19 protein-coding genes are annotated in these 20,366 nt (G+C 58.2%); 4 read left to right on the top strand and 15 right to left on the bottom strand.

Annotation, left to right across the window (positions count from 1 at the left end; translation table 11 throughout):
• Nucleotides 1-26: 26 nt before the first annotated feature.
• From atpA to rpmH, 15 genes are all read right to left on the bottom strand, one after another.
• A complete protein-coding gene (gene atpA, locus ACLEJW_RS07400; RefSeq protein WP_145184633.1) occupies nt 27-1,571 on the bottom strand; it encodes a F0F1 ATP synthase subunit alpha in 1,545 nt (514 codons plus the stop codon).
• Nucleotides 1,572-1,592: 21 nt separating this feature from the next.
• Nucleotides 1,593-2,129, bottom strand: a complete 537-nt coding sequence (locus tag ACLEJW_RS07405; protein ID WP_133325642.1) for a F0F1 ATP synthase subunit delta — start codon at nt 2,127-2,129, stop codon at nt 1,593-1,595.
• A gap of 12 nt (nt 2,130-2,141) precedes the next feature.
• On the bottom strand, nt 2,142-2,612 hold the full coding sequence (locus ACLEJW_RS07410) for a F0F1 ATP synthase subunit B (RefSeq protein WP_027917106.1): 471 nt from the start codon (nt 2,610-2,612) through the stop codon (nt 2,142-2,144).
• Between the two features lie 58 nt (nt 2,613-2,670).
• A complete protein-coding gene (gene atpE, locus ACLEJW_RS07415; RefSeq protein ID WP_003097235.1) occupies nt 2,671-2,928 on the bottom strand; it encodes a F0F1 ATP synthase subunit C in 258 nt (85 codons plus the stop codon).
• A 143-nt stretch (nt 2,929-3,071) separates the two neighbouring features.
• Entirely contained in the window at nt 3,072-3,941 is an 870-nt protein-coding gene (atpB, locus tag ACLEJW_RS07420; protein ID WP_136917296.1) for a F0F1 ATP synthase subunit A, read from the bottom strand.
• A gap of 16 nt (nt 3,942-3,957) precedes the next feature.
• Nucleotides 3,958-4,365: a F0F1 ATP synthase subunit I gene (locus tag ACLEJW_RS07425; protein ID WP_145184636.1), complete on the bottom strand. Its 408-nt coding sequence runs from the start codon at nt 4,363-4,365 to the stop codon at nt 3,958-3,960.
• 149 nt (nt 4,366-4,514) lie between these two features.
• Nucleotides 4,515-5,387: a ParB/RepB/Spo0J family partition protein gene (locus tag ACLEJW_RS07430; RefSeq protein ID WP_313454775.1), complete on the bottom strand. Its 873-nt coding sequence runs from the start codon at nt 5,385-5,387 to the stop codon at nt 4,515-4,517.
• Nucleotides 5,388-5,396: 9 nt separating this feature from the next.
• Entirely contained in the window at nt 5,397-6,188 is a 792-nt protein-coding gene (locus ACLEJW_RS07435; protein ID WP_145184642.1) for a ParA family protein, read from the bottom strand.
• Nucleotides 6,189-6,206: 18 nt separating this feature from the next.
• Nucleotides 6,207-6,857 carry a 16S rRNA (guanine(527)-N(7))-methyltransferase RsmG gene (rsmG, locus tag ACLEJW_RS07440; protein WP_145184644.1) on the bottom strand — a complete coding sequence of 217 codons (651 nt, stop codon included), beginning with the start codon at nt 6,855-6,857 and terminating at the stop codon, nt 6,207-6,209.
• Nucleotides 6,854-8,746 carry a tRNA uridine-5-carboxymethylaminomethyl(34) synthesis enzyme MnmG gene (mnmG, locus tag ACLEJW_RS07445; protein ID WP_440777304.1) on the bottom strand — a complete coding sequence of 631 codons (1,893 nt, stop codon included), beginning with the start codon at nt 8,744-8,746 and terminating at the stop codon, nt 6,854-6,856. The genes rsmG and mnmG overlap by 4 nt, the downstream gene beginning before the upstream one ends.
• A 498-nt stretch (nt 8,747-9,244) precedes the next feature.
• Nucleotides 9,245-10,615: a tRNA uridine-5-carboxymethylaminomethyl(34) synthesis GTPase MnmE gene (gene mnmE / locus ACLEJW_RS07450; RefSeq protein ID WP_145184650.1), complete on the bottom strand. Its 1,371-nt coding sequence runs from the start codon at nt 10,613-10,615 to the stop codon at nt 9,245-9,247.
• An 86-nt stretch (nt 10,616-10,701) separates the two neighbouring features.
• Nucleotides 10,702-12,378, bottom strand: a complete 1,677-nt coding sequence (yidC, locus tag ACLEJW_RS07455) for a membrane protein insertase YidC (protein ID WP_145184653.1) — start codon at nt 12,376-12,378, stop codon at nt 10,702-10,704.
• Between the two features lie 2 nt (nt 12,379-12,380).
• Nucleotides 12,381-12,626, bottom strand: coding sequence for a membrane protein insertion efficiency factor YidD (gene yidD / locus ACLEJW_RS07460; protein WP_145184656.1), 246 nt, complete (start codon nt 12,624-12,626; stop codon nt 12,381-12,383).
• Nucleotides 12,619-13,023, bottom strand: a complete 405-nt coding sequence (gene rnpA, locus ACLEJW_RS07465) for a ribonuclease P protein component (protein WP_145184991.1) — start codon at nt 13,021-13,023, stop codon at nt 12,619-12,621. Before rnpA ends, yidD begins: the two co-directional genes overlap by 8 nt.
• Before the next feature lie 13 nt (nt 13,024-13,036).
• Entirely contained in the window at nt 13,037-13,171 is a 135-nt protein-coding gene (gene rpmH / locus ACLEJW_RS07470) for a 50S ribosomal protein L34 (protein ID WP_003253163.1), read from the bottom strand.
• Between the two features lie 584 nt (nt 13,172-13,755).
• Here rpmH and dnaA point away from each other — a divergent pair.
• Genes dnaA through gyrB form a run of 4 tightly spaced genes read left to right on the top strand, consistent with a single transcriptional unit; the run spans nt 13,756 to nt 19,979 of the window.
• Nucleotides 13,756-15,291 (top strand): chromosomal replication initiator protein DnaA, encoded by a 1,536-nt coding sequence (gene dnaA, locus ACLEJW_RS07475; protein ID WP_145184659.1) that lies wholly within the window; start codon nt 13,756-13,758, stop codon nt 15,289-15,291.
• Between the two features lie 40 nt (nt 15,292-15,331).
• Nucleotides 15,332-16,435 carry a DNA polymerase III subunit beta gene (dnaN, locus tag ACLEJW_RS07480; protein ID WP_145184662.1) on the top strand — a complete coding sequence of 368 codons (1,104 nt, stop codon included), beginning with the start codon at nt 15,332-15,334 and terminating at the stop codon, nt 16,433-16,435.
• A gap of 15 nt (nt 16,436-16,450) precedes the next feature.
• Entirely contained in the window at nt 16,451-17,554 is a 1,104-nt protein-coding gene (gene recF, locus ACLEJW_RS07485; protein ID WP_313303016.1) for a DNA replication/repair protein RecF, read from the top strand.
• A gap of 4 nt (nt 17,555-17,558) precedes the next feature.
• Nucleotides 17,559-19,979: a DNA topoisomerase (ATP-hydrolyzing) subunit B gene (gene gyrB / locus ACLEJW_RS07490; protein WP_313303018.1), complete on the top strand. Its 2,421-nt coding sequence runs from the start codon at nt 17,559-17,561 to the stop codon at nt 19,977-19,979.
• The last annotated feature ends 387 nt before the right edge of the window (nt 19,980-20,366 follow it).

Consider the following 20,366-nt stretch of genomic DNA (forward strand, 5'->3'; position numbering starts at 1 on the left):
GCGGGGGCCAGGGCCCCCGCTGCGGCTTACCAGGTCTGGGTGGCCTTGAACTTCTCGATACCGGCTTTCAGACCAGCATCGATTTCGTCGTTGAAGTCACCCTTCACGTTGATCTTCGCCATGAGGTCGGCGTGATCACGGTTGAAGAAGGCGATCAGCGCTTGCTCGAAGCTACCGACCTTGGAGACTTCCACGTCAGTCAGGAAACCACGCTCAGCGGCGTACAGCGACAGGGCCATGTCAGCGATCGACATTGGCGCGTACTGCTTCTGCTTCATCAGCTCGGTTACGCGCTGACCATGTTCCAGCTGCTTGCGGGTCGCTTCGTCCAGATCGGAAGCGAACTGGGCGAATGCAGCCAGTTCACGGTACTGAGCCAGTGCGGTACGGATACCACCGGACAGTTTCTTGATGATCTTGGTCTGAGCGGCACCACCTACACGGGATACCGAAACACCGGCGTTCACTGCAGGGCGGATGCCCGAGTTGAACATGGCCGATTCCAGGAAGATCTGACCGTCGGTGATGGAAATCACGTTGGTCGGAACGAACGCGGAAACGTCGCCAGCCTGGGTTTCGATGATCGGCAGGGCGGTCAGGGAACCGGTCTTGCCAGTGACTGCGCCGTTGGTGAACTTCTCGACGTATTCTTCCGAAACGCGCGACGCACGCTCCAGCAGACGGGAGTGGAGATAGAACACGTCGCCTGGGTACGCTTCACGTCCTGGTGGACGGCGCAGCAGCAGGGAGATCTGACGGTAGGCAACAGCCTGCTTGGACAGGTCGTCGTAAACGATCAGGGCGTCTTCACCGCGGTCACGGAAGAACTCGCCCATGGTGCAGCCGGCGTATGGCGCCAGGAACTGCAGTGCGGCGGATTCCGAGGCGCTGGCAACGACCACGATGGTGTTGGCCAGGGCGCCGTTTTCTTCCAGCTTGCGAACAATGTTGGCAACGGTGGAGCGCTTCTGGCCGACAGCCACATACACACAGAAAATACCGGAGTCTTTCTGGTTGATGATGGCGTCGATGGCCATGGCGGTCTTGCCGATCTGACGGTCACCGATGATCAGCTCACGCTGGCCACGGCCGACTGGGATCATGGCGTCGACGGACTTGTAGCCAGTCTGAACAGGCTGGTCTACCGATTTACGCCAGATCACGCCTGGAGCAACTTTTTCGACCGCGTCGGTCTGGGTGTTGCCCAGAGGACCTTTACCGTCGATTGGGTTGCCCAGTGCGTCGACGACGCGACCCAGCAGTTCCTTACCAACTGGAACTTCCAGGATGCGGCCGGTGCACTTGGCGCTCATGCCTTCGGCGAGGGTGTCATAGCCACCCAGGATCACTGCACCAACGGAGTCTTGCTCCAGGTTCAGGGCCATGCCGTAGACGCCGCCAGGGAACTCGATCATTTCGCCGTACATGACGTCGGCCAGACCGTGGATCCGCACGATACCGTCGGATACCGAAACAACGGTACCTTCGTTACGGGCTTGGGAGCTCACATCGAGGTTATCGATGCGGCCCTTGATGATTTCACTAATTTCGGAAGGATTGAGTTGCTGCATTGCTCTGCTGCCCCTTCAAACTCAAGATTTCAATGCTTCGGCCAGTTTCGCGATTTTGCCGCGAACAGAGCCATCGATTACCAGGTCACCAGCGCGGATGACGACGCCGCCAATCAGGCTGGCATCCTCCGACGCGTGCAGGCGAACTTCCTGGCCTAGCCGTGCACTGAGAACCTTGGCGAGTTTGTCTTGCTGTTCTTGGTCCAACGCGAAGGCACTGGTGACTTCCACGTCCACGGATTTCTCTTGCTCGGCCTTGTACAGGTCGAACAGCGCGGCAATCTCCGGCAGAAGCAGGAGACGGTCGTTTTCCGCGGCAACATGAATGAAATTCTGTGCCTGTGCATTGAACTTGTCACCGCACACGTCAATGAACGTGGCGGCCTTTTCTGCGCTCGTCAGTCGCGGGGCCTTGAGCAGGCGCTGCATGGTGTCGTCTTGCGACACCGCAGCAGCCAGGCCGAGCATGGCTGACCAATTGGCCAGTTGCTGATGGGCCTGGGCATGCTCAAAGGCAGCCTTAGCGTAAGGTCGGGCCAACGTGGTCAGTTCTGCCATGATCGCCCTCGCTTAAATTTCAGCGGCCAGTTTGTTAACCAGCTCCGCATGCGCGTTTTGATCGATTGTGGCGCCAAGGATCTTTTCAGCACCGCCAACCGCCAGAGCACCCACTTGGGCACGCAGGGCGTCTTTAGCGCTGTTGAGTTCCTGTTCGATCTCGGCCAGAGCCTGAGCCTTCACACGGTCAGCTTCGACGCGGGCCTGGTCACGGGCTTCCTCGACTAGCTGAGCAGCGCGTTTCTTGCTTTGCTCGATGATTTCAGCTGCCTGTGCCTTCGCTTCACGCAGTTGCTGACCCACTTTCTCTTGGGCCAGCTCCAGGTCGCGAGCTGCGCGGTTGGCAGCGTCCAAGCCGTCTGCAATCTTCTTTTGGCGCTCTTGCAGAGCAGTGATGACCGGAGGCCATACGTACTTCATGCAGAAGAGTACAAAAATCAGAAAAGCAACGGATTGGCCAATCAGGGTTGCATTAATGTTCACGCCAACACCTCGCTCGGTCTTTGTCCATCACACCAATCAACTCGTAAGAAACGAGTGATTAGCCGGCGATCTGACCAACGAAGGGGTTCGCGAAGGTGAAGAACAAAGCGATACCAACACCGATCATGGTTACGGCGTCGAGCAGACCGGCAACGATGAACATTTTGACCTGCAGCATCGGAACCATCTCTGGCTGACGCGCAGCGCCTTCCAGGAATTTGCCGCCCAGCAGGCCGAAACCAATGGCGGTACCCAGAGCACCCAGGCCGATCAGCAGAGCAACAGCGATAGCGGTCAGACCAACTACAGTTTCCATCTTTCCTCCCGACTTTTACGTCGTATTGGTTAGGTTTTTAGTTTGAAGCGGTAAAACAAATCGTTTGGAACAGCTGCCCTTGCGGACTTTTAAAGCCCTCCCCCCAAACGAGCGGGGAAGGCTACAAGACACGCCAGGCGGTCTTAATGGTTATCTTCATGGGCCATCGACAGGTAGACGATGGTCAGCATCATGAAGATGAAAGCTTGCAGGGTGATGATCAGGATGTGGAACACGGCCCACGCCCACTGCAGCACCACACCCAGGCCGCTGAGCCAGAGGATGCCGGCGCCGAACATCACGGCGATCAGGATGAACACCAGCTCGCCGGCGTACATGTTGCCGAACAGACGCAGTGCCAGCGAGATCGGCTTGGCGATCAGGGTGACGAATTCGAGCAGGAAGTTGACCGGAATCAGCAGGATCTGCAAGAAGATGTTCTTGCTGCCGAACGGGTGCAGGGTCAGCTCACCGATGAAGCCGCCCAGGCCCTTGACCTTGATGCTGTAGAAGATGATCAGGGCGAACACGCAGAAGGCCATGGCCAGGGTCGCGTTCGGGTCGGTGGTCGACACGGCGCGGAACGGAATGTGCGGGTCACCGGAGATCAGGATGGCCAGCTGAGGAATCCAGTCGACCGGTACCAGGTCGATGGCGTTCATCAGGAACACCCAGACGAAGATGGTCAGCGCCAGCGGAGCGATCACCGGGCTACGGCCGTGGAAGGAATCCTTCACGCTGCCGTTGACGAAGTCCACCAGCACTTCCACGAAGTTCTGCAGACCGCTCGGTTGGCCGGAAGTCGCCTTCTTGGCCGCCATGCGGAAGATGAACAGGAAGATCAGACCCAATGCGACGGACCAACCCAGGGTGTCCAGGTGGAACGCCCAGAAGCCCATTGCCTTGGCTTCTGCAGCCGAATGGGCAAAGCCCCAGCTGCCGTCTGGTAGTTGACCGTAGGTCAGGTTCTGCAAGTGGTGCTGGATATAGCCCGAAGCGGTTTCTGCTGCCATGGTTGCCTCAAACGCCCTAAGGTCTCGAAAGTCTTTTATTCATCAGCAGGGGCGCGAACCAGCTGACCAAAAGGGTCAACACGAAGACGCCGAATACTGCCAGCGGCGCCAATGGCTTCACTCCTGCGAAGGTCAGTGCAAAAAGCACTGCCGTCAAAATCATCTTGCCTGCCTCGCCAGCGTAAAACGACTTGACGATGGCCTGTGCCGCCCGAGCTCCGCTGAAGCGAAAAGCCTTCCAGGCGAAATACACGTTGGGCAGCCAGGCAATCAAACCTCCGCAAAGGCCTGAATATCCACTGACCGCCCCTTTCCACTGCCACACCAACAAAGATGCCAGCAGTAGTACGACGAATTGAGCCAGCAGTACCGGAAAAACCGCCCAGCGATGGAAAGGCAGGCGGTTTGGCGTGCGTATTTCCATCACAACTGCTCCTCGGAAGTCGACTAACAAGTCAGCCATGACTTGGCATAATTTGTGCCGACAAAATGCGCGCAGAGTATAGGGGTGGATGCCCCCCTATTCAACTCTTCGGTAGTGATTTCCGACTGCGCGCTACAACGGGAATTGTTTCAACGGATGTGAGCCAGCACGCCCTGCAACTCGTCAAGCGAGTTGTAGCGAATAACCAACTGGCCTTTGCCCTTGTTCCCATGACGTATCTGTACCGCAGAGCCCAAGCGCTCTGCGAGCCGCTGTTCAAGGCGGGCGATATCCGGATCAGGTTTGCTCGCTTCGACCGGCTCAGGTTTGCCGCTGAGCCACTGACGGACCAGTGCCTCGGTTTGGCGCACGGTCAGCCCACGTGCGACAACATGACGCGCCCCCTCTTCCTGGCGATCTTCTTCCAGGCCGAGCAAAGCACGGGCATGGCCCATCTCCAGATCGCCGTGGGCGAGCATGGTCTTGATCGCTTCCGGCAAGGAGATCAGGCGCAACAAGTTGGCCACGGTCACCCGCGATTTGCCGACAGCTTCGGCAACCTGTTGCTGGGTCAGTTCGAACTCCTGCTGCAGGCGCTGCAGCGCCAGGGCCTCTTCGAGCGGGTTGAGGTCCTCGCGTTGGATGTTCTCGATCAGCGCCATGGCGATCGCCGCTTCGTCGGGCACTTCACGAACCATCGCCGGCACGGTGTCCAGACCCGCCTGTTGGGTGGCGCGCCAGCGCCGCTCACCGGCGATGATCTCGTAGCGGCTGTCGTCGATCGGGCGCACCACGATCGGCTGCATGACGCCGTGGGTGCGGATCGAGTGAGCCAGTTCTTCCAGCGCCTCGGGATCCATGTCACGGCGCGGCTGGTATTTGCCACGCTGAATCAGCTCGACCGGCAGGTGCTGCAGTTCTTTCTGGTCGATCTTCACAGCCTGCTCTTCGAGCGCGCTCACGGAAGGACCACTGAGCAGTGCATCCAACCCGCGTCCGAGACCCCGTTTCTTAACGGCCATGCGGATTCCTTAAGTTGTCTGTGCAGTGCGTGATTGACGGCGTTGACGGCGCACCAGCTCACCGGCCAGGGCCAGGTACGCCAAGGCGCCACGCGATTGCTTGTCATACGCCAGTGCCGGCATGCCGAAGCTGGGTGCCTCAGCCAGACGGATATTGCGCGGGATGACGGTATCGTACAGCTGCTCGCCGAAATGCTCCTTGAGCTGGGCCGAAACGTCGTTGTTCAGGCTCAGACGCGGATCGTACATGGTCCGCAGCAGGCCCTCGATCTTCAACTCCGGGTTCAACCGGGCTGCGATGCGCTTGATGTTATCCACAAGGTCGCTCAGACCTTCCAGCGCGTAGTACTCGCACTGCATGGGAATGATCACGCCATCGGAGGCGACCAGAGCATTGAGCGTGAGCATCGACAACGACGGCGGGCAGTCGATGAGGATGTAATCGTAGTTGTCGCGGATCGGCGCCAGCGCGTTACGCAGGCGGCTCTCCTTGACCTGCATTTCCAGCAGCACCACTTCCGCCGCCGTCAGGTCGCGGTTGGCCGGCAACAGCTGGAAACCACCATGCTCGGAATAGTGCATGGCCTGGGCAAGGTCGCATTCCCCGATCAGCAGGTCGTAGACCGAGTGTTCGAGTTCGTGTTTGTCGACGCCGCTGCCCATGGTCGCGTTGCCCTGCGGATCGAGGTCGATCAGCAGCACACGACGCTTGGTCGCGGCCAGCGATGCTGCGAGGTTGATACAGGTGGTGGTCTTGCCGACGCCACCTTTCTGGTTCGCGATTGCGAATACCTTAGCCATTGTTGCGTGTGTTCCCAATCAAGCCTTGCGGCGCAGTATCAGCAGATGGCGCTGGCCCTGGCAACCCGGAACGGTCAGGGCCTGCTCGCTTTCCACTGTGAAGTCTGCGGGCAATGCTACCAGTTCATCGGCAGGATGCAGCCCCTTCATTGCAAGCCATTGCGTCCCGGTGTCGCCAAGATGGCGGGTCCAGTTGGTGAAGTTCTCCATGCTGCTGAAGGCGCGGGAGATGATGCCGCTGAACGGCACCGCCGGCTGGAAGGCCTCGACGCGGCTGTGGATAACCGACAGGTTGTCCAGTTTCAGTTCCATTTTCACCTGGGTGAGGAAACGCGTCTTCTTGCCATTGGCATCAAGCACCGTCACCTGCTTGTGTGGGTGCAAGATCGCCAGGGGAACACCCGGCATGCCGCCGCCACTGCCCACATCCAGCCAGCTGTCACGACCAGGTTCGACGAAGGCCATGACGCTCAGGCTGTCGAGCAAATGGCGCGAAACCATCTCGTTGGGGTCGCGCACGGCGGTGAGGTTGTAGGCCTTGTTCCATTTGATCAACAAGGCCAGGTAGCCCAGCAGTTTCTCGTGTTGCTCGGGGCTGAGCTGAACGCCCAGCTCACGTGCGCCTGTGGACAACTCTTCTGCGTGGTGCGGGGTGACCAGGGAACTCAAGCGCTCTGCTCCAATTCGCGGCCAGCGCCGCGTTTTTTCAAATGAATCAACAACAGCGAGATGGCTGCCGGCGTAACCCCTGGGATACGTGAAGCCTGACCCAGCGTCTGCGGCCGGATCTGGCCAAGCTTGCCCTGGATCTCTTTGGACAGCCCGGAAATCGTCGAGTAATCGATATCCACAGGCAGGCGGGTATCTTCACTGGCGCGCAGCCTCGCAATCTCGTCCTGCTGGCGATCGATGTAACCGGCGTATTTGGTTTTGATCTCGACCTGCTCGGCGACCTGTGGATCGATTGAAGCTCCACCGGTGGCCTCGATCAGCCCTGCGTAGTCGATCTCAGGGCGCGCCAGCAGATTGAGCAGGCTGTACTCATGGCTCAACGGTGTACCGAACTTATCCACAATGGCTTGGCCTTGTGCAGTGTTCGGGCGCACCCACGTCGTCTTCAACCGTTGTTCCTCACGCTCGATGCCCTCGCGCTTGGCGCAGAACGCCGCCCAGCGTTGATCGTCGATCAAGCCCAGTTCGCGGCCTTTCTCGGTCAGGCGCAAGTCGGCGTTGTCTTCACGCAGGATCAGTCGGTACTCGGCACGCGAGGTGAACATCCGGTACGGCTCCTGGGTACCGAGGGTGATCAGGTCGTCGACCAGCACCCCGATGTAAGCCTCGTCACGCCGCGGGCACCAACTTTCACGGCCTTGGGCACGCAGCGCGGCGTTGGTGCCGGCCAGCAGGCCTTGGGCACCGGCCTCTTCGTAACCTGTGGTGCCGTTGATCTGACCCGCGAAGAACAGACCGCCGATGACTTTGGTCTCGAGGCTGTACTTCAGGTCGCGAGGGTCGAAGTAGTCATATTCGATGGCGTAGCCCGGGCGCACGATGTGGGCATTTTCCATACCGCGGATCGAGCGCACCAGCTGCAACTGCACATCGAACGGCAGCGAAGTCGAAATGCCGTTGGGATAAAGCTCGTGGGTGGTCAGGCCTTCCGGCTCGATGAACACCTGGTGGCTTTCCTTGTCGGCAAAGCGGTGAATCTTGTCTTCGATCGATGGGCAATAGCGTGGGCCAACCCCTTCGATGACCCCGGAATACATCGGCGAACGGTCAAGGTTCGAGGCGATGATCTCGTGGGTACGGGCGTTGGTATGGGTGATCCAGCAACTGACCTGGCGCGGGTGCATGGCAGCATCGCCCATGAACGACATGACCGGAATCGGCGTATCACCTGGCTGTTCGGTCATCACCGAAAAGTCCACGGAGCGCCCATCGATGCGCGGCGGCGTTCCGGTTTTCAAACGGCCGACGCGGATCGGCAACTCGCGCATGCGCTGCGCCAGGGCAATCGAGGGAGGATCACCGGCGCGGCCACCGGAGTGATTCTGCAGACCGATGTGGATCAGGCCCCCGAGGAATGTGCCGGTAGTCAGCACCACCGATTCGGCGAAAAAGCGCAGGCCCATTTGCGTGACCACGCCTTTGACCTGGTCCTGCTCGACGATCAGGTCGTCACAGGACTGCTGGAATATCCACAGGTTCGGCTGGTTCTCCAGGATCTCGCGCACCACGGCCTTGTAGATGGCGCGATCCGCCTGAGCCCGGGTAGCGCGTACTGCCGGGCCCTTGCGGTTGTTCAACACGCGAAACTGAATGCCGCTCTTGTCGGTGGCGAGCGCCATGGCGCCGCCGAGCGCATCGATTTCTTTGACCAGATGGCTTTTGCCGATGCCACCGATGGCTGGGTTGCAGCTCATGTGACCGAGGGTTTCCACGTTATGGGTCAGCAGCAGGGTTTTCACACCCATGCGTGCTGACGCAAGCGCAGCCTCGGTACCGGCATGGCCGCCGCCGATGACGATCACTTCAAAACGGGAAGGGAAATCCACCACGCACCTCGTGCCTGTTTTGCAAATAGAGAAGGTAAGCCGACAAGTATAGGGACTTCACCCTCGTTAAAGAAACCGTCTGAGCAAATTTTGATCAGGCTGTGGATGAATGGCGCACAACAGAAATTAAAGAGGAAAAAATTAAAAAAGCTTTGTTTTTATGTTTATTCTTATGCACAGCAAATTCTGTGGATAACCATCTGTAGGCCTTAAATCCCGTGATCTGTAGAGAAAATAAACCCTGTGGCTTAACCCGCCTGAGGGTTCTGGATAACGGTCTGGAGCCTGTGGATTAAACCACTATTTACCCACAGGCGAATTTGTCCTCAGTGAAAAGGCCGCTTATCAACTGGGCTGAAGTGGAGTTTTCCACAGAGCTCCCGGTCATCGATTTCAGCCTGTGGATGACGCCTACGGATGTCATCTGCCGACGAGCGGTAAATCACAGGCAAAAAAAAGCCGCTCCTGATGGAGCGGCGTGACGCACAGCCTTGTGGATTATTTGCCGATACAGAAGCTGGAGAAAATTCGACCGAGCAGGTCGTCAGAGCTGAACGCGCCGGTTATCTCACCCAGCTGCTGCTGCGCCTGTCGCAAGTCCTCGGCCAGTAGCTCGCCGGCGCCGGCCAGGGTCAACTGTGCACGGCCATGTTCCAGGTGCGCACTGGCCTGACGCAATGCATCCAGATGGCGTCGGCGCGCACTGAAACCGCTCTCGGCCGTCTGTTCATAACCCATGCATGCCTTGAGATGATCGCGTAGCAGCTGCAGTCCCTGATCGTCCTGCTTGGCGCTCAGGGTAATGGTGACAGGGCCGTCACTGCCCTGCTCCAGGGCCACGCGCTCACCGCTGAGGTCAGCCTTGTTACGAACCAGCGTGACCTTGCTCGGATCAGGCCGCTGGTCGAGAAATTCAGGCCACAAGGCGAAAGGATCACTTGCTTCAGGTGCGGTGGAGTCGACCACCAGCAACACTCGGTCAGCCTCGCCAATGGCTTTCAAGGCGCGTTCCACACCGATCTTTTCCACATGATCGTCGGTGCTGCGTAAGCCGGCTGTATCGACCACATGCAGCGGCATGCCGTCGATGTGGATATGTTCGCGAAGGATGTCACGGGTAGTGCCAGCAATGTCGGTGACGATGGCCGCTTCGCGTCCGGCCAGTTTGTTCAACAAGCTCGATTTGCCAGCGTTCGGCCTGCCGGCGATGACCACGGTCATGCCATCGCGCAGCAACGCGCCCTGACCCGCTTCGCGCTGCACCTTGGACAACTCGGCACGCACGGTGTCGAGCATGGATAAAACATGGCCATCAGCGAGAAAGTCGATTTCTTCTTCAGGAAAATCGATCGCCGCTTCCACATAGATACGCAGCGCGATCAGTGATTCGGTGAGCTGATGTACGCGTTTGGAAAACTCACCTTGCAGCGAACGCAGTGCGTTGCGAGCCGCCTGACTGGAACTGGCCTCGATCAGGTCGGCGATGGCCTCGGCCTGGGCCAGGTCGAGCTTGTCGTTGAGAAATGCGCGCTCACTGAATTCCCCTGGCCGGGCCAGACGGCAGCCCACTTGTACACACCGTTGCAGCAGCATATCCAGCACTACCGGGCCGCCATGGCCCTGCAGCTCGAGGACATCCTCGCCCGTGAACGAATTCGGCCCGGGGAAGAACAGCGCGATGCCTTCGTCCAGCACCAGGCCCTGCTCGTCGCGAAACGGCCCATAGTGAGCGTGGCGGGGCGTCAAGTTACGGCCGGTGATCAACTTGCCTGCTTCGCTGGCCAACGGCCCCGACAGACGGACGATACCGACCCCCCCGCGGCCCTGGGCGGTGGCGATGGCAGCGATGGTCTCACGCACAGTAGTCATGTTCGAAAGCCTCTACGACAAAAACGACGGATAGCAAAAACGCCCCCGAAGGAGCGTTTTTATTCACAGGCTAGTGCACCAGCCCGTCATGCAGCGGCTTTTTTGGTCGCTGCTTCGATACGGCGGGTGATGTACCACTGCTGTGCGATCGACAAGCAGTTGTTCACAACCCAGTACAGCACCAGACCTGCCGGGAACCACAGGAAGAAGAAGGTGAAGATGATTGGCATCATTTTCATCACCTTGGCTTGCATCGGATCCGGTGGCGTCGGGTTCAGACGCTGCTGGATGAACATGGTAGCGCCCATGATGATCGGCAGGATGAAGAACGGATCCTTGATCGACAGGTCGGTGATCCACAAGATCCACGGCGCCTGGCGCATCTCGACGCTTTCCAGCAGCACCCAGTACAGCGACAGGAAGACCGGCATCTGCACGAGGATCGGCAAGCAGCCGCCCAGCGGGTTGATCTTCTCTTTCTTGTACAGCTCCATCATCGCCTGGGACATCTTCTGGCGATCGTCACCGAAGCGTTCCTTCAGCGCAGCGAGCTTCGGCGACACGGCACGCATGCGCGCCATGGAGCGGTAGCTGGCCGCCGACAGTGGGAAGAACAGGCCCTTGATGAGCATGGTCAGCACAATGATCGACCAGCCCCAGTTGCCGAGCAGGCTGTGGATATGTTGCAGCAGCCAGAAGATCGGCTGAGCGATGAACCACAGGAAGCCGTAGTCGACGGTCAGTTCGAGGCCAGGCGACAGCTCCTTGAGCTTGGACTGGATCTTCGGACCGGCATACAGCATGGCAGTGGTTTCAACCTGGCCGCCAGCCGGCACGCTCAGGGTCGGGCCGGTGTAACCGATGATGTAGTTGCCCTGGCTGTCCTTGCGCGTCTGAACGACATTGTTTTCCGACTTGGCTGGAATCCACGCCGTTACGAAGTAGTGCTGCAGCCAGGCAACCCAGCCACCGGACACATTTTCTTTCAGGCTGCCCTTGTCGATGTCCTTCATCGAGACCTTTTTGTAAGGCTCGGAAGCGGTCCACATGGCCGCACCCAGATAGGTGGCGGTACCGGTGGCAGTGCTCGAGGACGGATCGGAACTGGCATCACGCTTGAGCTGGGCAAACATGTTGCCGTTCCAGGCTTGACCACTCTGGTTGTCGATCAGGTAGCTGACGCCCAGGTCGTACTCACCACGCTTGAAGCTGAAGCGCTTGATGTAGTTGACACCGTTGTCGCTGAACTTCAGATCGACCACCAACTGCTGCTGACCATCGGCCAACTGGTAGCTTTTCTGCTCGGCGGCATACAGCGGGCGGCCGCTGGAACGTGCATCCGGACCGTTTGCGCCGGTCAGGCCGCTCTGGGCCAGGTATACGCGCTCGCCACCGTTGTCGAACAGCTGGAACGGAATATCCGGATGGTCCTGACGACGTGGATACAGCGGCAGGTTCAGCTGAACGATGTCACCACCAACTGGATCGATAGCCAGGTTCAGGACGTCGGTCTTGACCCTGATCAGGTCCTTGCTGACTGCGACGGGCGCCAGTTCTGCAGGGCTGGATTCGGTAGTGGCGCTTGGCACATCGGCGCTGGCGCTACCGGCCGGAACGCCATCCGGCAATGCCGGTGCAGGGGTGCTGGCAGCAGTATTCTGAGTCGGCAGGGCAGCCTGGCCGTAGTCATCGTTCCATTTCAGGACCATGACGTAGGACACGATTGCCAGGGCGACGATCAGGATCGTGCGTTTAATATCCATGATTACTCGGCTATCGAAGAAGTTCGGGAGGAAGGAGCGGGGGGAACGGGATCGAAACCGCCGTCATTCCACGGATGGCAACGCCCCAGGCGACGAACGGCTAGCCACCCGCCACGCAAGACGCCATGGTTTTCAATGGCTTCAAGAGCGTAACAGGAGCAACTGGGGTAGAAACGACAGTGACTGGCCATCAGTGGGCTGATGGCGTAACGGTAAAACTGGATCGGAACGAGGACCAGTTTACGCATCTTGACTGTCTACCCCTGCGGGATCGGCGTTTGCCGCTGGACTGGGCCGGCTGCGCGCCAGGCGTTTCCAGAGCTTGCCAAAGTGTTGGTGCAATTCCGGGTTTTCTATCTCACCCAATCCCTTGCGCGCGACGATCACTATGTCCAGGCCAGCCAACGAGCGTTGGTTGAGCCGGAAGGAATCGCGCATCAAGCGCTTGAGGCGATTGCGCTGAACGGCGAGCTTGACGCTTTTCTTGCCGATCACCAGGCCAAGGCGCGGGTGATCCAGGCCGTTCTCGCGAGCAAGGATCAGCAGGTTTTTCCCTGGAACCTTGCCGGTTGGGGAGTCGAAGACCGCTTTGAAGTGCCGGGGTGTAAGCAGTCGCTTTTCCCGACTGAAGTCCTGACTCACCACCTGTGCCGAAAAATCAAATGGCCAGACGCTTACGGCCTTTGGCGCGACGACGCGACAGAACAGCACGGCCGTTCTTGGTAGCCATACGGGCACGGAAGCCGTGGGTGCGAGCGCGCTTGATGGTGCTTGGTTGGAAAGTACGTTTCATGGCGTTGTTACCTGGGTTTGTCGACTACGGGCCGGGATGGCCCCCTTTTTAAGAGATCGGCGATTCTAGAGAAAGCAAGCCCGTAGGTCAATTTCCAACCAACCTTTCCTATAGAAGGCGTTGCCCTGGTCATCGCTTGCTCACGGCGTGATCATGCTGGCAAACGGAGGCTAAACATGAAAAATAAGAAGAGGCATATAAAAAGCTTTTCTGAAGAACTTATAAATCTTATGTGGGCAACCTTCTGTGGATAAACCTCTGTAGGCCTCTATTCTCGGGCTGTACAGAGTTTTGAAAAGTTGTCTGTTTCCGGTGCTGCGGCTGTGCTGGTCCTGCGCAAAGGCTGTGGACAAGAGATGGGGTTATCCACAGCAGAGTTATCAACAGATTTGCAGGTAGGGTTGTGCATAGCCCTCAGGCGGTGTTATCCACAGGGTTTATTCACAGTGCGATCAAGGTAAATATGCCGGCAAATGGCTGATTAACCACGGCTTCGACCGTTTCCACATGTGGATAAGTCGGCGCTCGCCCGGTACAATGGCGGTTTGTTTTGCCTCATCCGGCTTTAAACTCAGGGGATTTCCGTGTCAGTGGAACTTTGGCAGCAGTGCGTGGAGCTTCTGCGTGACGAACTGCCTACCCAGCAATTCAACACCTGGATCCGTCCGTTACAGGTCGAAGCTGAAGGCGACGAGTTGCGCGTCTACGCGCCCAATCGCTTCGTTCTCGACTGGGTGAATGAAAAGTACCTCGGCCGTCTGCTCGAGCTGTTGGGTGAAAACGGCAGCGGCATCGCGCCTGCCCTTTCCTTATTGATAGGCAGCCGTCGCAGCTCGGCGCCCCGTGCGGCACCCAATGCGCCGGTCAGCGCCGCGATGGCCGCTTCGCTCGCACAGACCCAGGTGCAGCAGACCCCGGCGCCCGCAGCTGCCGCTGTAGCAGAAGCCGCGCCTGCGCCCGCCGCAGAGCCAGTGCACAACGATGTCAGCCAGGCGGTGTCGCGTGACAGTTTCGACTCCATGGCTGATAGCAGTGCTGCGCCTGCCGCCTCCACGCGCACCGAGCAACGGACTGTGCAGGTCGAAGGTGCGCTCAAGCACACTAGTTACCTGAACCGTACCTTTACCTTCGAGACCTTCGTGGAAGGTAAGTCGAACCAGCTGGCCCGCGCTGCAGCCTGGCAGGTGGCCGATAACCCCAAACATGGTTACAACCCGCTGTTCCTTTATGGCGGCGTCGGTTTGGGCAAAACCCACCTCATGCATGCTGTGGGTAACCACCTGCTGAAAAAAAATCCGAATGCCAAGGTGGTCTACCTGCATTCGGAGCGGTTCGTCGCCGACATGGTCAAAGCGCTGCAGTTGAACGCGATCAATGAATTCAAGCGCTTCTACCGCTCGGTCGACGCGCTATTGATCGATGACATCCAGTTCTTCGCCCGTAAGGAGCGCTCGCAGGAGGAGTTTTTCCATACCTTCAATGCCCTGCTCGAGGGTGGTCAGCAGGTAATTCTCACCAGCGACCGTTACCCGAAGGAAATCGAAGGTCTAGAAGAACGTCTGAAATCGCGTTTCGGCTGGGGTTTGACGGTTGCCGTCGAACCGCCAGAGTTGGAAACCCGCGTTGCGATCCTGATGAAGAAAGCCGACCAGGCCAAGGTCGAACTGCCGCATGATGCCGCCTTCTTCATCGCTCAGCGCATCCGCTCGAACGTGCGTGAACTCGAAGGGGCCTTGAAGCGGGTCATCGCTCATTCGCACTTCATGGGCCGCGACATCACCATCGAGCTGATCCGTGAATCCTTGAAGGACCTGTTGGCGTTGCAGGACAAACTGGTCAGTGTGGATAACATTCAGCGCACTGTCGCTGAGTACTACAAGATCAAGATCTCCGATCTGTTGTCCAAGCGTCGCTCGCGGTCGGTAGCACGCCCTCGGCAGGTGGCCATGGCCCTGTCCAAAGAGCTGACCAACCACAGCCTTCCAGAGATTGGCGACATGTTCGGTGGACGCGACCACACCACAGTGTTGCACGCCTGTCGCAAGATCAACGAATTGAAAGAATCCGATGCGGATATCCGCGAGGACTACAAGAACCTGCTGCGCACGCTGACGACCTGAGCGTCGCCAGCGCAGCTCATTGAAGGCAAGGGACTAGACCATGCATTTCACCATTCAACGCGAAGCCCTGTTGAAACCTCTGCAACTGGTCGCCGGTGTCGTCGAGCGCCGTCAGACCTTGCCGGTGCTGTCCAACGTCTTGCTGGTCGTACAGGGCCAGCAGCTGTCGTTGACCGGCACCGACCTGGAAGTCGAACTGGTGGGCCGCGTACAACTGGAAGAGCCGGCCGAGCCTGGCGAAATCACTGTGCCGGCGCGCAAGCTCATGGACATCTGCAAGAGCCTGCCAAACGACGTGCTGATCGATATCAAGGTCGATGAGCAAAAGCTCCTGGTCAAGGCTGGGCGCAGCCGCTTCACCCTGTCGACGTTGCCAGCCAATGACTTCCCGACAGTGGAAGAAGGTCCCGGCTCGCTCACCTGCAACCTTGAGCAAAACAAGCTGCGGCGCTTGATCGAGCGTACCAGCTTTGCCATGGCGCAGCAGGACGTTCGCTACTACCTCAACGGTATGCTTCTGGAAGTATCGCGCAACACGCTGCGCGCAGTGTCCACCGATGGCCACCGCTTGGCACTCTGCTCGATGAGTGCACCGATCGAACAGGATGACCGCCACCAGGTGATCGTCCCGCGCAAAGGGATTCTCGAACTGGCGCGCCTGCTAACAGATCCAGAAGGCATGGTCAGCATCGTCTTGGGCCAGCACCACATCCGCGCTACTACCGGCGAGTTTACCTTCACCTCCAAGCTCGTTGATGGCAAATTCCCGGACTATGAGCGCGTGCTGCCTAAAGGCGGTGACAAGTTGGTGATCGGCGATCGTCAGGCGCTGCGGGAAGCATTCAGCCGCACCGCGATTCTGTCCAACGAAAAGTACCGCGGCATTCGTCTGCAACTGGCCGCTGGCCAGCTGAAGATTCAGGCGAACAACCCTGAGCAGGAAGAGGCTGAGGAAGAAATCAGCGTTGACTACGATGGTAGCTCGCTGGAGATCGGCTTCAACGTGAGCTATTTGTTGGACGTACTGGGCGTGATGACTACCGAGCAGGTTCGTCTGATCCTGTCCGATTCCAACAGCAGTGCGCTGTTGCAGGAGGCTGGCAATGATGATTCTTCTTATGTTGTCATGCCGATGCGTCTGTAACCTGTAGCAGGCGACATGTCCCTTCTCCGTATCATGGTCACCGCGGTGCGCAATCTGCACCCGGTGACGCTCTCACCCTCTCCTCGCATCAACATCCTCTACGGCGCCAACGGCAGCGGCAAGACCAGCGTGCTTGAGGCCGTGCACCTGCTAGGGCTGGCTCGGTCGTTTCGCAGCACCCGGCTCAACCCGGTCATTCAGTACGAGCAAGCGGCCTGTACCGTTTTCGGTGAGGTGCAGCTGGCCGAGGGAGGCAGCAGTAACTTGGGTGTATCTCGCGAGCGGGCGGGCGAGTTCACCATTCGCATCGATGGCCAGAACGCCAGAAGTGCTGCTCAACTGGCCGAGTTGCTGCCATTGCAACTGATCAACCCGGACAGTTTTCGCCTGTTGGAAGGCGCTCCAAAGATCAGAAGGCAGTTTCTCGACTGGGGAGTGTTCCACGTGGAACCTCGGTTTCTCCCAGCCTGGCAACGCCTTCAGAAGGCATTGCGGCAGCGGAACTCATGGTTGCGGCATGGTACACTTGACCCAGCTTCGCAAGCCGCCTGGGACCGGGAGTTATGCCTGGCCAGCGCGGAAATAGATGAATACCGTCGCAATTACATCAAGGCCTTGAAGCCCGTCTTCGAGCAAACCCTGAGCGAGCTGGTTGAGCTGGACGGGCTGACCCTGAGCTATTACCGAGGCTGGGACAAGGACCGCGAACTGCAAGAAGTACTCGCATCCTCTCTCCTTCGCGATCAGCAAATGGGCCATACCCAGGCCGGCCCACAGCGTGCTGATCTGCGTTTACGTCTGGCTGCCAACAACGCAGCAGACATTCTCTCCCGCGGTCAGCAAAAACTGGTGGTCTGCGCCCTGCGCATTGCCCAGGGGCACCTCGTTAGCCAGGCAAGACGCGGCCAGTGTATTTATCTCGTTGACGACCTGCCGTCCGAGCTGGATGACCAGCATCGCCGCGCATTGTGCCGCTTGCTTGAAGAATTACGCTGCCAAGTGTTCATCACTTGTGTAGATCAAGAATTACTGAGGGAAGGCTGGCAGAAGGATACGCCGGTTGCTTTGTTCCACGTGGAACAGGGCCGTATCACCCAGACCCACGACCATCGGGAGTGAAGGCATGAGCGAAAATCAAACGTACGACTCCTCCAGCATCAAGGTGCTGAAAGGTTTGGACGCCGTACGCAAGCGTCCCGGCATGTATATTGGCGACACCGATGATGGTAGCGGCCTGCACCACATGGTCTTCGAAGTGGTCGACAACTCGATCGACGAAGCCCTCGCAGGGCACTGCGACGACATTACTGTCATCATCCACCCGGACGAGTCCATCAGCGTGCGCGACAACGGTCGCGGCATTCCGGTCGATGTGCATAAAGAAGAAGGCGTATCCGCAGCCGAGGTCATCATGACCGTGCTGCATGCCGGCGGTAAGTTCGACGACAACTCGTACAAAGTTTCCGGTGGCTTGCACGGCGTGGGTGTGTCGGTGGTTAACGCGCTTTCTGAAAAGCTCGTCCTGACCGTACGCCGCAGTGGCAAGATCTGGGAACAGACCTATGTCCACGGTGTGCCTCAGGCACCGATGGCGATCGTTGGCGACAGTGAGACCACGGGTACTCACATCCACTTCAAACCCTCGGCTGAGACGTTCAAGAACATTCATTTCAGCTGGGATATTCTGGCAAAGCGGATCCGTGAACTGTCCTTCCTCAACTCCGGCGTTGGCATCCTGCTGAAGGATGAGCGTTCGGGTAAGGAAGAATTCTTCAAATACGAGGGTGGCCTGAGCGCGTTCGTCGAGTATCTCAACACCAACAAAACGCCGATCAACTCCCAGGTCTTCCACTTCAATGTGCAGCGTGAAGATGGCGTGGGCGTAGAGATCGCCCTGCAGTGGAACGACAGCTTCAACGAAAACCTGCTGTGCTTCACCAACAACATTCCGCAGCGTGACGGTGGTACCCACTTGGTGGGCTTCCGCTCGTCGCTGACCCGTAGCCTCAACAGCTACATCGAGCAGGAAGGTTTGGCGAAGAAGAACAAGGTTGCCACGACCGGTGACGACGCCCGTGAGGGGCTCACCGCGATCATTTCGGTCAAAGTGCCTGATCCAAAGTTCAGCTCCCAGACTAAAGACAAGCTGGTCTCCTCGGAAGTGAAAACCGCCGTGGAACAAGAGATGAACAAATACTTCGCTGATTTCCTGTTGGAAAATCCTAACGAAGCCAAAGCCGTAGTCGGCAAGATGATCGATGCTGCCCGCGCCCGTGAAGCGGCACGCAAAGCCCGTGAAATGACCCGTCGTAAGGGCGCGTTGGATATCGCAGGCTTGCCAGGCAAGTTGGCTGACTGCCAGGAGAAGGACCCTGCCCTCTCCGAACTGTACCTGGTGGAGGGTGACTCCGCAGGTGGCTCGGCCAAACAAGGGCGTAACCGCCGCACCCAGGCGATCCTGCCCCTCAAAGGCAAGATCCTGAACGTCGAGAAAGCGCGCTTCGACAAGATGATCTCGTCCCAGGAAGTGGGCACGTTGATCACGGCGTTGGGCTGCGGGATCGGCCGCGAAGAGTACAACATCGACAAGTTGCGCTACCACAACATCATCATCATGACCGATGCTGACGTTGACGGTTCGCACATCCGCACGCTGTTGCTGACCTTCTTCTTCCGACAGTTGCCGGAATTGGTCGAGCGGGGCTACATCTACATCGCTCAGCCGCCGTTGTACAAGGTCAAGAAAGGCAAGCAGGAGCAGTACATCAAGGACGACGAGGCCATGGAAGAATACATGACCCAGTCGGCCCTCGAAGATGCCAGCCTGCACCTGGACGAATCGGCGCCAGCCGTTTCGGGCGTTCAGTTGGAAACCTTGGTGAACGAATTCCGCAGCGTGATGAAGACACTCAAGCGTCTGTCTCGTCTGTATCCGCAAGACATCACCGAGCACTTCATCTACTTGCCGGAAGTGACCCTGGAGCAGTTGGGTGACCACGGCGTAATGCAGGCTTGGCTCGCCAAGTTCCAACAGCGCCTCGATCATTGCCAATCTTCGGGCTTGGCCTACAAAGCAAGCCTGCGCGAAGACAAAGAGCGAAATGTCTGGCTGCCGGAAGTCGAGGTCACTTCCCACGGGCTGGCCAGCTACGTGACCTTCAACCGCGACTTCTTCGGCAGCAATGACTACCGTACGGTCGTCAACATCGGGGCCAAGTTGTCGACCCTGCTGGGTGAAGGTGCGTACGTGAAGCGCGGTGAGCGTCGCAAAGCGATCACAGAGTTCAAGGAAGCACTGGACTGGCTGATGAACGAGAGCACCAAGCGCCACACCATTCAGCGGTATAAGGGTCTGGGCGAAATGAACCCTGAGCAGCTGTGGGAAACCACGATGGACCCAACCGTGCGTCGCATGCTCAAGGTAACCATTGAGGATGCGATTGCCGCCGACCAGATCTTCAACACCTTGATGGGCGATGCGGTGGAACCGCGTCGCGACTTCATCGAGAGCAACGCGCTGTCGGTATCGAACCTGGACTTCTGATCAGCGTGTAGGTTCACAGAAAAGCTGCACGCTTTCACAAATAGATGACCGGCCGGGCTTCAACCATGGCCCCTGTCGGTCACCATCAAGCCCGCCTTCGCGGGCTTTTTTTTGCCTGGAATTCCTGCCGGGGCGCCCTACTCCGCTCATTGGAAAATGATGCAGATGGGGGGATTTGAGGAAGTGATTTGATGGGGCGCTGGAAGTGCTGAGAGGGTCGGCGGGCGGATCTGAGCAGCAGAGAGATTGAGAGGACTTTAAAACTAATATTTGAACACCTTAATAGTTAATTAAGCGTACGTGTTAAGTATTAATTTGAACAATTTAGTATGGAAATGGAATTTGGTGGAAGTTGCCATTTTGGATTTTTTGTAGATTTCGAAGGGA

The organism is Pseudomonas sp. SMSB3, assembly GCF_052041965.1.
Lineage (GTDB): Bacteria > Pseudomonadota > Gammaproteobacteria > Pseudomonadales > Pseudomonadaceae > Aquipseudomonas.

What these genes read in the sequence shown, in the direction of transcription:
- atpA (WP_145184633.1), bottom strand. Translation starts at nt 1,571, where the DNA reads ATGCAGCAACTCAATCCTTCCGAAATTAGTGAAATCATCAAGGGCCGC.
- ACLEJW_RS07405 (WP_133325642.1), bottom strand. Translation starts at nt 2,129, where the DNA reads ATGGCAGAACTGACCACGTTGGCCCGACCTTACGCTAAGGCTGCCTTT.
- atpE (WP_003097235.1), bottom strand. Translation starts at nt 2,928, where the DNA reads ATGGAAACTGTAGTTGGTCTGACCGCTATCGCTGTTGCTCTGCTGATC.
- atpB (WP_136917296.1), bottom strand. Translation starts at nt 3,941, where the DNA reads ATGGCAGCAGAAACCGCTTCGGGCTATATCCAGCACCACTTGCAGAAC.
- ACLEJW_RS07425 (WP_145184636.1), bottom strand. Translation starts at nt 4,365, where the DNA reads ATGGAAATACGCACGCCAAACCGCCTGCCTTTCCATCGCTGGGCGGTT.
- ACLEJW_RS07430 (WP_313454775.1), bottom strand. Translation starts at nt 5,387, where the DNA reads ATGGCCGTTAAGAAACGGGGTCTCGGACGCGGGTTGGATGCACTGCTC.
- ACLEJW_RS07435 (WP_145184642.1), bottom strand. Translation starts at nt 6,188, where the DNA reads ATGGCTAAGGTATTCGCAATCGCGAACCAGAAAGGTGGCGTCGGCAAG.
- mnmE (WP_145184650.1), bottom strand. Translation starts at nt 10,615, where the DNA reads ATGACTACTGTGCGTGAGACCATCGCTGCCATCGCCACCGCCCAGGGC.
- yidC (WP_145184653.1), bottom strand. Translation starts at nt 12,378, where the DNA reads ATGGATATTAAACGCACGATCCTGATCGTCGCCCTGGCAATCGTGTCC.
- yidD (WP_145184656.1), bottom strand. Translation starts at nt 12,626, where the DNA reads ATGCGTAAACTGGTCCTCGTTCCGATCCAGTTTTACCGTTACGCCATC.
- rpmH (WP_003253163.1), bottom strand. Translation starts at nt 13,171, where the DNA reads ATGAAACGTACTTTCCAACCAAGCACCATCAAGCGCGCTCGCACCCAC.
- dnaN (WP_145184662.1), top strand. Translation starts at nt 15,332, where the DNA reads ATGCATTTCACCATTCAACGCGAAGCCCTGTTGAAACCTCTGCAACTG.
- recF (WP_313303016.1), top strand. Translation starts at nt 16,451, where the DNA reads ATGTCCCTTCTCCGTATCATGGTCACCGCGGTGCGCAATCTGCACCCG.
- gyrB (WP_313303018.1), top strand. Translation starts at nt 17,559, where the DNA reads ATGAGCGAAAATCAAACGTACGACTCCTCCAGCATCAAGGTGCTGAAA.